Genomic DNA, 12,111 nt, shown 5'->3' with positions numbered 1-12,111 from the left:
CCGCGCGACGAACTCGAACAGGCCATCGCCACGGTCTGGCAGGACGTGCTGGCCGCGCCCGCGCTGTCCGTGCACGACAACTTTCACGCGCTGGGCGGCCACTCGCTGCTCGCCGTGCAGATCGCCGCGCGCCTCACCCGCGTGCTCGCGCAGCCGGTGGCGCTGGCCGCCGTGCTCGCACACGGCACGGTGGCGCGGCTCGCCCAGCATCTGCGCGACAACGCGGCTGAGCAGGCCGCCGCCGCGCAACAACAGGAAGCAGCGGCCGACGACCGCGATGTGATGAAACGACTGCTCGCCGAACTGGATTAAACGAATGACACGCGACAACAACGAATATCTCGGGATCGCGCGCAGCTACGCGGCGCTGCCCGCCGACAAACGCGCGCGCTTCAAGGCGCGGCTGCGCGAACACGGCATCGACGGCTCGATCCTGCCGGTGGTGCCGCTCGCGCAGCGGCCCGCGCGCCTGCCGCTGTCCTGGGCGCAGGAGCGCCTGTGGTTTCTCTGGCGTCTCGAACCCGATGGCCACGCCTACAACATCGCGCGTGCGCTGCGCATCGACGGCGCGCTCGACGATACCGCGCTCGACGCCGCGCTGGCCGCCCTGATCGCGCGCCATGCGGTGCTGCGCACGGTGTTCGGCGAAACCGGCGGCGTGGCCTGGCAGGAGGCGCGCGCGCCGGGCGCCGGGCCGCACGCTCGACGGCTCGATCTGCGCGACGCCACTTCCGACCTGCGCGCGACGCTGCTCGCCAACGCCGCGCGCCCGTTTGATCTGGAATCCGAAACGCCGTTGCGCGTGAGCGTGCTGCGCACTGGCGACGCCAGCTACGTCGTGCAGATCGTGATCCATCACATTGCGTCCGACGCGTGGTCGATGGGCATTCTGATCCGCGAATTCACGACGCTCTATGCGCAGGCGCGGGCGGGCGCGAAGCTCGACGCGACGCCGCCCGAACTCCAGTACGCCGATGTCGCCCTGTGGCAGCGCGAATGGGTCGACAGCGCGCGCCTCGACAAACAGGCCGCTTACTGGACCGCGCAACTCGCGGGCAGCGCGCCCGTGCTCGCGCTGCCCGCCGACCGCCCGCGCCCGGCCGTGCGCGACGCACGCGGCGCGCGCCACGCCTTCGATATCGACGCCTCGGTGGCGGCCGCGCTCAACGGCCTGTCGCGCCAGCACGACGCCACGCTGTTCATGACGCTGCTCAGCGCGTTCAACCTGCTGCTCTACCGCTATTGCGGCGAGACCGATCTGTGGGTGGGCGTGCCCGTTGCGGGCCGTCAGCGCGAAGAAACGCACGCGCTCATGGGGCTGTTCGTCAACACGCTGGTGATCCGCAGCCGCGTGTCGGCGGCGCAGAGCGCGGCGCAACATCTGCGCACGCTGCGCGACACCGTGCTGGCCGCGCAATCGAACGACGACCTGCCGTTCGCGCAATTGCTCGATCTGCTGAAAACGGAACGCGACCTCTCGCACGCGCCGCTGTTCCAGACCCTGTTCAATCTCGATCGCGCCGATGCCGCCACGCAACTCGATCTCGACGGCCTGCGCGTGACGCCGCTCGACAGCGACGCGGGCGCGGTGCGCTTCGACCTCACGCTCAACGTGATCGACAGCCCGCAAGGTCTGCGCGCGATTTTCAACTACGCGAGCGACATGTTCGACGCGGCCACCATCGAACGCCTTGCGCGCGATTACGCAGGCGTGCTGGCGCAGTTCGCCGCCGATCCGGCGCGGCGTCCCGGCGATTTCGCGCTCGAGGAACCGGCGGCGGGCTCGCAGGCGCGGGCGCATTACGCATTCGAAGCGGTCGCGCCGCGCTTCGCCGCGCGCGCGGCCTTGCAGCCCGACGCGCCCGCCGTGCTGGGCGACGACGCCACGCTGAGCTACGGCCAGCTCGACGCCTGGAGCAACCGCATCGGCCGCCAGCTCAAGCGCGCGGGCGTGCGCCAGGAAGTGCGCGTGGGCGTGTGTCTCGCGCGCTCGGTTGCGCTGCCGGCCGCGCTGCTCGCGGTCTGGAAAGCGGGCGGCGCCTACGTGCCGCTCGATCCCGACTATCCGGCGGCGCGTTTGCGCGACATGGTCGAAGACGCGGGCATCGGCGCGGTCGTGATCGATGCGGCGAGCCGCGCGCAGGTGGGCACGCTGTTCGACGGCCTCACGCAGATCGACGTCGCGCAGGTTCACGCCGAAGACGCGCAGGGCTGGGACGAACCCGTGCATCCGCAGCAGCTTGCCTACGTGCTCTACACCTCGGGATCGACCGGACGCGCGAAAGGCGTGGCGCTCGATCACGAGGCGCTGAGCCTGCATCTGCGCGATTTCGCCGACGCCTACCGCATCGGCGCGCAGGACACGATGCTGCAATCGTCGACGATCAATTTCGATGTCGCCTTGCACGAGTTGCTGCCCGCCCTGCTCGCGGGCGGCCAGGTGCGCATGCGCGGCCCGCAGCCGTGGACGCTCGACAGCCTGAGCGCGGCGCTCGCACAGGCGCGCGTGACGTTCGCACGCATTCCCACGGCGCTCTGGCAGCAATGGCAGCGCAATCTGCCCGCGCCGCAGACGCTGGCCGCGCTGCGCCAGATCACCGTGGGCGGCGAAGCGCTGCCCGCCGATGCGCTCGCGCACTGGCAACGCGGCCCGCTGCGCCACGTCGCGCTCGACAATCTCTACGGGCCGACCGAAACCGCCATCGCGGCGCTGCACTACGCGACCGGCGAAGCCGATGCGGACGAGTCCGTGGTGCCGATCGGCCGGCCGTATCCGGGACGCGGCGCGCTGGTGCTGGACGCCGACGGCAACCCGATGCCGCAAGGCGGCGCAGGCGAGTTGTGCATCACCGGGCCGTGCGTGGCGCGCGGCTATCCGGGCCGCGCCGCGCTGACCGCCGAGCGCTTCGTGCCCGATCCGCACGGCCGCCCCGGCGCGCGGCTCTATCGCAGCGGCGATCTGTGCCGCGTGCGCGAAGACGGCGTGATCCAGTTCCTCGGGCGGCTCGACCAGCAGGTGAAACTGCGCGGCCAGCGCATCGAACTCGGCGAAATCGAGGCGGCGCTGCGCGCCTGCGACGGCGTGCGCGAAGCGGCCGTGGTGCTGGAGCGGCGCGGCGAGCAGGCGCGGCTGGTGGCGTATGTCGTGGCGGCGGTGATCGGCGATGAAAACTTCGACGCCTTGCGCGCGGCGCTTGCGGAGCGTCTGCCTGCGTTCATGGTGCCCGCGTGTTTCGTTGCGCTGGCCGCGCTGCCGGTGATGGCCAACGGCAAGCTCGACCGCCGCGCGCTGCCCGCCGCACCCGACGATGCCGCCAGCCACGAAGCCGACCAGATCGCGCCGCGCACGCCGCGCGAGCACACCTTGCGCGATATCTGGCAACAGGTGCTGGGACGCGAGATCGGCAGCGTGACCACCAACTTCTTCGCGGCGGGCGGCGATTCGATCCTGAGCCTGCAACTGCTCGCGCGCGCGAAAGAAGCCGGTCTGGCGCTCACGCCGAAGGAAATCTTCGCGCATCCGACCATCGCCGAACTGGCTTTGGTGGCGCGCGACAGCAGCGCGGAACACCGCACCGAGGCCGCCGAACGCCACGACGCCCAGCCGCTTACGCCCATTCAGGCAGGCTTCTTCGAGAAGCATCCCGCAGGTCTCGCGCACTGGAATCAGGCCGTATTGCTGAGCGCACGCGAAGCGCTCGATCCGGTGCGGCTGGATGCGGCCTTGCGCGCGCTGGTGGCGCGTCACGATGCGCTGCGTCTGCGTTTCGGGCGCGACGCGCAATCGCGCGACTGGCATCAACGCATCGCGCCGCAGGAGGACGCCGCGCTGCTGCGTAGCGTCGCGCTCGATCCGCACGACTGGCAGACGCAGATGGCCGATGCGGGTCTCGCACTGCATCGCAGCCTCGACCTCGAAAATGGGCCGCTGCTGCGCGCGGCGTCGTTCGAAGCAGGTGAAGCAGGTGCAGCAGGTGAGGCCCGCAGGCTGCTGATCGTCGTGCATCACCTGGCCGTGGATGGCGTGTCGTGGCGCGTGCTGCTCGAAGAATTGCAGGCGCTTTACGAGCGCCCGGACGCGGCGCTGCCCGCGCTCACGACGCCGTGGAGCGTGTGGGTCGCGCGTCAGCCTGAGTATGCGCAGCAGTCCGAACGGCTGTGGCAACTGGCGTGGTGGCAGCGCAATCTGCACGGCGCATCGGCGCATGTGCCGCTTGCCGGGCCGGATGACGGCGCAGGCGAGATCGATCGCCGCGTGAGTGCGAGCCGTGTCGCGAGCGTGCGTCTGTCCGCGCAGGCCACGCAGCGTCTGGTCGAGCGCGGCGGCGCGGAAGAACGGCTGCTGGCCGCGCTCGCGCAGACGCTCGGCCCGTGGAGCGGCGCGCCGCGTCTGCTGATCGATCTGGAAGGCCATGGCCGCGAAGATCTGATCGATGGCGTCGATCTGAGCCGCACGGTGGGCTGGTTCACGACGCAGTATCCGCTGGCTTTCGGCTGGCACGACGATCCCGCGCGTGCGCTGGCCGCCGTGCGCGAAACGCTGCGTGCGGTGCCGGACAAGGGATTCGCGTGGGGCGCGCTGCGCCGTTTCGGCGATGCCGCGAGCCGCGCCGCGCTGGCCGCGCTGCCGGTGCCGGCGCTGCGCTTCAACTACCTCGGGCGCTTCGATCAGGCGCTGCCGTCGGACGGTCCGTTCGGCTTCGCGAGCGAGCGCTCGGGCGCGCAATCCGACGATGCGGACACGATGGATCACGTGCTCGACATCGGCGCGTTGATCGTGGATGGCCAGTTGCGCGTGAATCTGCGCTACAGCCCGGGCGTGCTCGCCGACGCAACGGTGACCGCGCTGGCCGCGCGTTACGAGCGCGCGCTGGAAGCGCTGATCGATATCGACGATGACACGCCGCTTGCCGCTCACGCTGCGCCGGTTCCGCCAGCGCCGGTCGCGGCAGGCGCCTCCGCGGCCCTGACCGAAGCCGAACAACGCGACCGCGCCGTGTTCGATCTGTGGATGCAGCGCGCGCGGCTCGAAGTGATGCTCGGCGCGCTCGCCGGGCCGCGCCGTGCGAGCAACGCCGATATCGAAGATTCACACGAATCGCGCTTTGGCCCACTGCCTGCGGGCATCGTCGCGCTCAACGATCTGCGCGCGCCGCGCGCGGTGTTCTGCATTCACGCGGGGCATGGACTCGTCGCCGAATACCGCTCGCTGGCGAAGGCGCTCAATGGCCGCGCGACGCTGTTCGGCCTGCAGGCGCCGCTGCTCGCCGACGCGCAGTGGAAGGCGCAAAGCTTCGACGATCTCGCCGCCGATTACATGGCGCGCATCCGCGCGGTGCAGCCCGAAGGGCCGTACCGGCTGCTGGGCTGGTCGTTTGGCGGGCGCGTGGTGACGGCGCTGGTCGAGCAGTTCGAACGCGCGGGCCAGCAGGTCGAACTGGCCGGTCTGATCGACGCACTCCCCGACCGCGACGCCGACGACGACGTGGAAGCCGAAGTGCGCGCGCTGCGCAAATGGATCGCGCAGCACGCGGCGAATGGCGTGCATCGCGCCGAGCGTGCGCTGTTCGAGCGCGCCTGCGACGTGATCCTCGAACACGGCAGGCTCGCCGACACCTTCCGCATGCCGCGCCTGAGCACGCCGCTGACGGTGTGGTGGTCGACGGAATCGGTGCAAAGCGGCAAGCCGCGCGACTGGCCGGCGCGCACCGGTACGCGCGAAACCGTGCTTGCGGAAATTCCCGCCGGCCACACCAGCATCATGCATCACCCGATGCTGGTGGACAGCCTGCTGGCCTTGCTGGACTGAGGCTGTCGGCGACGGCTGGCCGGGCGCCCGAAGCGGCGTCCGGTCAGCCCGCGTGGGCCTTGTTCAGGCTCTGGCGGAACTGCTGCGGCGTGCTGCCGAACGCGCGCCGGAACATCACCGTGAAGGTGCGCACATCGGCATAACCGAGCGCCTGCGCGACTTCGCCGGGCGCCTGGCCGACCGAGAGCTTCGACAAGGCATCTTCAAGCCGCAAGCGCTCGCGCCATTGCACGAAGCTCATGCCGGTCTGCTGGCGAAACAGCCGCGCGATCGTGCGCACACTCGCGCCGGAGCGCTCGGCCCATTGTTCGAGCGTGTCGGCGTTGGCGGCATCGGCGATCAGGCTTTCGCAGATCGCGCGCAGTCGCGGATGTTCGGGCAGCGGCAAGCGCGGGTTATCGGCACCATCGACGGCGTCGGCGTTGTCGACGTTGTCGATGCCTTCGCTATCGCCGCTGCTCGCCGCAACCGGCGCTGCCGTCAAAAATTCGTGCAACAGATGCAAGATTAAGGGCACAATCACTGCCGTCCGCGTCTCGGGGGCTTCGTTGCCCTGGGCGTCGAACATGCCGAGGATGCTCGCCCGCAGCAGATCGTCGAGCGCGATCACGCGGCAATCGCCGGTGAGCGGCGGCAGCGTGTCCGGGTCGATGTAGAGCGTGCGCATGGAAACCTGGCCGACCATATGCAACTCGTGCTCGATTTGCGTTCCGATCAGCAAGGCCATGCCGGGTTTGAGAGTCCACAAACCCCGTGGTGTGATCACGCGTACGATGCCGCCAGCCAGATAGATCAGCTGCGCGCGATGGTGTATGTGGGCAATTTCGTGGGCGCCGTCTGTATAGTTGATCGCCTGCGCGATCACTTTTCTGGCAGCGGCGCTCTGTCCAAAAGTCTGGAGCCGGGGAGCGGCCATGTCCTGGTCAATGACAAGTTAGTTGTTTGATACATCGATGACGCCAAAAATGTCCCTTTTGACGTCAAAGTTGTCCTGACGAAAGTCAGCGACTCCGATTATAGTGCCTTCTTGGCGCGCGTTCGCGTGGCCTTGACCTGTCGTATCCCCCAAAAGTTTGCCCATCTAAAGCCACCAAGAGCGAGCGTTGTTTTCTTTCACGATGTAAGTACGAATCATTCTCATTCATATTCAACAACAGTAATTCAACCTAGTAGTGGGTAGATCACACATGAAGACCGGGGTACGCGTTTCGACCGCGTTGAGCAACGCCTTGCTGTTCTGTCTGCTGAGTAGCTTCCATGCCGCTCAGGCGCAGACCGCTTCCGACAACACCGCCAGCAGCACCACGACCGGCACGGGCACGCAGTTGCCCACGGTCAAGGTGACGGGCAGCCGCGAGAACCACGCCACCGGCACGGCGGACGGCTATGTGCCGGTCACCGCGGTGTCGGCGACCAAAACCGACACGCCGCTGATCGAGACGCCGCAGTCGGTGTCGGTGGTCACGAACGACCAGATGACCGCGCAAGGCGCGCAGTCGGTGGCCGAAGCATTGCGCTATACGGCCAGCGTGACATCGGAACAGCGCGGCGCATCGACGTCGGGCGCGGCCTACCTCTACAGCCGCGGCTTCCTGATGGAGCAGTTCCTCGACGGCTCGCGCCTGCCGAGCGACACGAGCTTCGGCTACGCCATCGCGAACTTCGATCCGTACGGTCTCGAACGCATCGACGTCCTGCACGGCCCGGCTTCGGTGCTCTACGGCCAGACCAATCCTGGCGGCGTGGCCAATCTGGTCAGCAAGCAGCCGACCACCACGCCGATCCACGAAGTCTTCTTCACGACCGGCAGCCATAACCGCGTGCAGGCGGGCTTCGATATGGGCGGCGCGCTGACCTCGGACGGCAAGCTCTCCTACCGCGTGACCGGCACGGGTCTGGACTCGACCACGCAGGTGAGCGGCACGCGCCAGGAGCGCGTCTACATCGCCCCGGCCATCACGTGGAAGCCGGACGAAAACACCACGCTGACGATTCTCGCGAAGTATCAGCGCGACCCCGATGTGGGCTACTACAACTTCGTGCCCGCCAAGGGCACGGTGCTGTTCAATCCGGCCGGCAAGATCTCGTCGCACACCAACATGGGCGACCCGGATTTCGATCACCACTCGCGCACGCAGTTCTCGCTGGGCTACCAGTTCGAGCATCGCTTCAACGACACCTGGACGGTGCGCCAGAACACGCACTACACCTACGTGAAGGACGACTTCGCGAACGTGTTCCCGTACGCCTACGCGTCCGGCTCGAACACCACGCTGAACCGTTACTCGTTCTACAACAAGGAGAACGCCGACGTCTTCACGATCGACAACCAGGTGCAGGCGAAATTCGCCACCGGCGCGGTCTCGCATACGGTGCTCGGCGGTCTGGATTTCCAGCGCGTGATCTTCGGTCAGGACGTGGGTTCGAACTTCGCCGCGCCCTCGCTCGACGTGTTCGATCCGGTCTACGGCAACAACACCATGCCGTCGCAGACCTCTTACGACCACATCCGCCAGAAGCAGCTGGGCGTCTACCTGCAGGACCAGATGGCGTTCGGCAAGTGGCGCTTCCTGATCGGCGCGCGCGAAGACTGGGCCGATGCCGATGACAACAACCCCGTCACGTCGAGCTACACCTCGCAGTCGGCGCGCGCGTTCACGTGGCGCACCGGTCTCGTCTATCTGTTCGACAACGGCATCGCGCCGTATGCGAGCTTCTCGAAGTCGTTCGATCCGCAGGTCGGCGAACTCTATGGCGGCGGCATGGCCAAGCCGACCACGGCGCAGCAGTACGAAGTGGGCGTGAAGTATCAGCCGCCGGGCTACAACAGCTTCATCACGGCGTCGCTGTTCAACCTGACCGAGCAAAACGTGCTGACGTCGGACCTCGATCACTCGGGTTACTACACGCAGGCGGGCGAAGTGCGCGCGCGCGGCCTCGAACTCGAAGGTCACGCAAGCCTCTCGGACAACCTGAACCTCGTGCTGTCGTACACCTACCTGAACGACGTCACGACCGAGTCGAACGACACGGCCACCACCGTCGACGGCACCTCGACCTCGCTGCAAGGCAAGAGCGTGTGGGGCATTCCGCGCCATCAGGCGTCCGCGTGGCTCGACTACACGCTGCACGGCGGTCCGCTGCGCGGTCTGGGCTTCGGCGGCGGCGTGCGCTACATCGGCGGCAGCTACGACCAATCGAACACGATCCACGTGGGCGCGGTCACCCTGCTCGACGCCGCGGTGCACTACGACACCGGCCGTCACTGGCTGTTCTCGGTCAACGCCAAGAACCTGCTGAACCGTCAGTACATCGCGTCGTGCTTCAGCTCGTCGACGTGTACGTATGCCGACGGCGCGGAAGTGCTCGCGACCGCCCGTTATCGCTGGTAAAGCCGCAGGAAAGTCTCAAGGAAGAGCGTGTTGACTGACATGACATCGACGGTTTCGCCCGAAGCCAACCCAACGACGCAAGCCGCGCGGGACGCCCAGCCCGCGCCGCACGTTGCCTCCTCAGCGCGCAACGCGCAGCCTTTGTTCGAGCTGGAAGGCGCGGCGTTCGAGGCGGACGGCCGTGTCCTGTTGCAACCGCTCGACCTGAGCCTGCCCGCCGGCCGCATGATCGCGCTGATCGGTCATAACGGCTCGGGCAAGAGCACGCTGATCAAGCTGCTGGCGCGCCAGCAGGCCTGCACGCGCGGCGTCGCGCGTCTGCATGGCACGGCGCTGGCCGACTGGTCGACGCGCGATTTCGCGCGGCAGGTCGCGTACCTGCCGCAAAACCCGCCCGCCGCCACCGATATGACCGTGCGCGAACTCGTCGCGCTTGGCCGCTATCCGTGGCACGGCGCGCTGGGCCGTCTGGGCGCCGACGATCACGCCCATATCGACGAAGCCCTGCGCCTCACCGATACCGCGCGTTTCGCCTCGCAGCTCGCCGATCACCTCTCGGGCGGCGAGCGTCAGCGCGTCTGGCTGGCAATGCTGGTGGCGCAGGCCGCGCCCTGCCTGCTGCTCGACGAACCGACATCGGCGCTCGACATCGCCCATCAGATCGACGTGCTGCGCCTGCTGCGCACGCTCACCGACGAACGCGCGCTCACGGTCGTGATCGTGCTGCACGACGTGAATCTGGCGGCGCGTTTCTGCGACGAGATGATCGCGCTGCACAGCGGCCGCCTGCTCCAGTGCGGCACGCCCGACGAGATCATGGACGCGCGCGTGCTCGAATCGATTTACGGGATTCCGATGGATATCCTGCCGCATCCACATAACGGAAGCCGCCTTGCGGTCGCGCGCTGACATGCAGCGACGCACCTTCCTGCGGCGCGCGGCGCTGCTGCCGCTGGCGAGCGCCCTGCCCTTCGCCTTGCTCGATATGCCGCGCGCGCTTGCGGCCAATCCGGCCAATCCGGCGAACTCCGCGCGCGCGCCGCGCGTCGTGGTGCTCGACTGGGGCATCGTCGAAACCCTGCTCGCGATGGGTTTCACGCCCGCGGGCGTCACCGAAACCGACAGCTACAACGAGAGCGTGGTCGCGCCCGCCATCCCTGCGGGCGTGCCCGACGTAGGCCTGCGGCTCGCGCCCAGTCTCGAATTGCTGCAGCAGATCGCGCCCGATCTCATCCTGATCAATTCGAGCCAGGAATCGCAGCGCGAGATGCTCGAACGCATCGCGCCGGTGCGCGCGTTCGCGATCTATACCGATGCCGGTTCGCCGTATCGGCGCTCGTGCGAGGTCACGCTGGAACTCGGCAAGCTGTGCGGGCGCGAAGCGGCGGCGCAGGCGCTGGTCGACGGCACGCAGCGCGCGATCGACACGGCGCGCGCGCGGCTGCTTCACGCCCGGACACAAACACCGCGGCCCGGCACGCCCAGTCCTGCCGATCCGCTTTATCTGATCCGCTTCTTCGATGGCCGCCATGTGGGCGTCTACGGCGCGCGCAGCCTGTTCCAGGACGTGATGGACGCGATGGCCGTGCGCAACGCCTGGCATGGCGCGACCGATTACTGGGGGATCGGCGTGGCCGGGCTCGAACAGCTCGCGAACGTGCCCGACGCCGGCCTGCTCTATTTCAACCCGCTGCCCGCAGGCGTCGACCATCAACTCGCCGATAACCGTCTGTGGCGCGCCCTGCCGCCCGTCGCCGCGCGTCGCGTGGCCGCGCTGCCGCCGTTCTGGGGCTTCGGCATGCTGCCTTCGGCGGCCCGCTTCGCCGGTGCGCTCGCCGATGCGCTGACCGCTCCCGCCGCCACCGCCACCGCAGGCGCGCAACGCTCATGAATACCGCCCGTTCCGTTTCGCTTCGTTCGCTTCGTTCGCTCTCCCAGCACCGCTTGCCCGCACTGCTGACGGCCGCGCTGTTGACTGCCGTGCTGGCGATTGCGCTGGCGCTGAGCGTCGCCAATCTCGGCGCGCTGCTGCCCGCCGCGCAATGGGCGCAGGCGCTGCGCGCGCCGCTCGATATCCAGCAGATCATCGTGCACGACAGCTGGCTGCCGCGTCTCGTGGTCAGCTGGCTGTGCGGCGCGATCCTCGGTCTAGCGGGCACGATCTTCCAGCAGGTGCTGCGCAATCCGCTCGCCGAACCGATGACGCTCGGCGTCTCCGCAGGCGCGCAACTGGCGCTGACGATCGCCACGCTCGCCGCGCCCGCGCTCGCCGGTGCGGCCGGTTCGTGGATCGCACTGGGCGGCGCGCTGATCGCCGCGCTGCTGGTGTTCGGCCTCGCGTGGCGCAGCGGTCTCGCGCCGGTGCCCGTGGCCGTCGCCGGGATGGTGGTGACGCTTTACTGCGGCTCGATCGGCGTGGCCTTGCAGATGTTCTACGCGCCGTATCTGCGCGGACTTTTCATCTGGGGCGGCGGCTCGCTGGTGCAGCAGGACTGGAGCGCCGCGACGATGCTGGCCGTGCGCCTCGCCATCGGCGGCGCGCTGGCCTTCCTGCTGCTGCGCCCGATGACGCTGTTCGGTCTCGCCGATGCCAACGCGCACAGCCTCGGCCTGTCGCTGCGCCGCATGCGTCTGCTGGCGCTCGCGCTGGCCGTGATGCTGAGCGCGGCCGTGGTGAGCGCGGTGGGCGTGATCGGCTTTATCGGCCTGGCGGCGCCGCCGCTCGCGCGCATGGCGGGCGCACGCAAGCTGTCGCAGCGCCTCGTGGCCGCACCGCTGTGCGGCGCGCTGATTCTCTGGCTCGCCGATCAGGCCGTGCAGCGCTTCTCCGGCGCGATGGGCGATCTGCTGCCCACGGGCGCGGCGACGGCCCTGTACGGCGCGCCCGTCATGCTGATCCTGCTTGCGCGA

8 protein-coding genes are annotated in these 12,111 nt (G+C 68.5%); 7 read left to right on the top strand and 1 reads right to left on the bottom strand.

Annotation, left to right across the window (positions count from 1 at the left end; translation table 11 throughout):
- Positions 1-312, top strand: a 312-nt coding sequence (locus G3N59_RS36545; protein ID WP_205987870.1) for a phosphopantetheine-binding protein, incomplete at its 5' end; no start/stop codon positions are given.
- Between the two features lie 4 nt (positions 313-316).
- On the top strand, positions 317-5,809 hold the full coding sequence (locus tag G3N59_RS36540; protein ID WP_205987869.1) for a non-ribosomal peptide synthetase: 5,493 nt from the start codon (positions 317-319) through the stop codon (positions 5,807-5,809).
- Between the two features lie 43 nt (positions 5,810-5,852).
- On the opposite strand, the gene G3N59_RS36535 is transcribed toward G3N59_RS36540, so the two are convergent.
- Positions 5,853-6,596 carry an AraC family transcriptional regulator gene (locus tag G3N59_RS36535; RefSeq protein WP_346777990.1) on the bottom strand — a complete coding sequence of 248 codons (744 nt, stop codon included), beginning with the start codon at positions 6,594-6,596 and terminating at the stop codon, positions 5,853-5,855.
- On the opposite strand from G3N59_RS36535, the gene G3N59_RS37215 reads away from it, so the two are divergent.
- The 5 genes from G3N59_RS37215 to G3N59_RS36515 form a co-directional block, all read left to right on the top strand.
- Positions 6,495-6,755 (top strand): hypothetical protein, encoded by a 261-nt coding sequence (locus tag G3N59_RS37215; protein ID WP_241024841.1) that lies wholly within the window; start codon positions 6,495-6,497, stop codon positions 6,753-6,755. The two genes, G3N59_RS36535 and G3N59_RS37215, sit on opposite strands and share 102 nt — an antisense overlap.
- A gap of 241 nt (positions 6,756-6,996) precedes the next feature.
- Positions 6,997-9,201, top strand: coding sequence for a TonB-dependent siderophore receptor (locus tag G3N59_RS36530; protein WP_205987867.1), 2,205 nt, complete (start codon positions 6,997-6,999; stop codon positions 9,199-9,201).
- Between the two features lie 39 nt (positions 9,202-9,240).
- Positions 9,241-10,110 carry an ATP-binding cassette domain-containing protein gene (locus G3N59_RS36525; RefSeq protein WP_205987871.1) on the top strand — a complete coding sequence of 290 codons (870 nt, stop codon included), beginning with the start codon at positions 9,241-9,243 and terminating at the stop codon, positions 10,108-10,110.
- A gap of 1 nt (position 10,111) precedes the next feature.
- Positions 10,112-11,092: an ABC transporter substrate-binding protein gene (locus tag G3N59_RS36520; protein ID WP_205987866.1), complete on the top strand. Its 981-nt coding sequence runs from the start codon at positions 10,112-10,114 to the stop codon at positions 11,090-11,092.
- The coding region (locus G3N59_RS36515) for an iron chelate uptake ABC transporter family permease subunit (protein WP_205987865.1) at positions 11,089-12,111 on the top strand (1,023 nt) is incomplete at its 3' end. The genes G3N59_RS36520 and G3N59_RS36515, both read left to right, overlap by 4 nt.

It is taken from the genome of Paraburkholderia sp. Ac-20340 (assembly GCF_017104965.1).
Lineage (GTDB): Bacteria > Pseudomonadota > Gammaproteobacteria > Burkholderiales > Burkholderiaceae > Paraburkholderia.
Note: the sequence above shows the minus strand (reverse complement) of the source record. Positions and strands in the feature narration are given on the sequence as shown.

Excerpts from the sequence above, each read along its gene's own strand:
- G3N59_RS37215 (WP_241024841.1), top strand. The coding sequence starts at position 6,495 with ATGCAACTCGTGCTCGATTTGCGTTCCGATCAGCAAGGCCATGCCGGG.
- G3N59_RS36530 (WP_205987867.1), top strand. The coding sequence starts at position 6,997 with ATGAAGACCGGGGTACGCGTTTCGACCGCGTTGAGCAACGCCTTGCTG.
- G3N59_RS36540 (WP_205987869.1), top strand. The coding sequence starts at position 317 with ATGACACGCGACAACAACGAATATCTCGGGATCGCGCGCAGCTACGCG.
- G3N59_RS36520 (WP_205987866.1), top strand. The coding sequence starts at position 10,112 with ATGCAGCGACGCACCTTCCTGCGGCGCGCGGCGCTGCTGCCGCTGGCG.
- G3N59_RS36525 (WP_205987871.1), top strand. The coding sequence starts at position 9,241 with ATGACATCGACGGTTTCGCCCGAAGCCAACCCAACGACGCAAGCCGCG.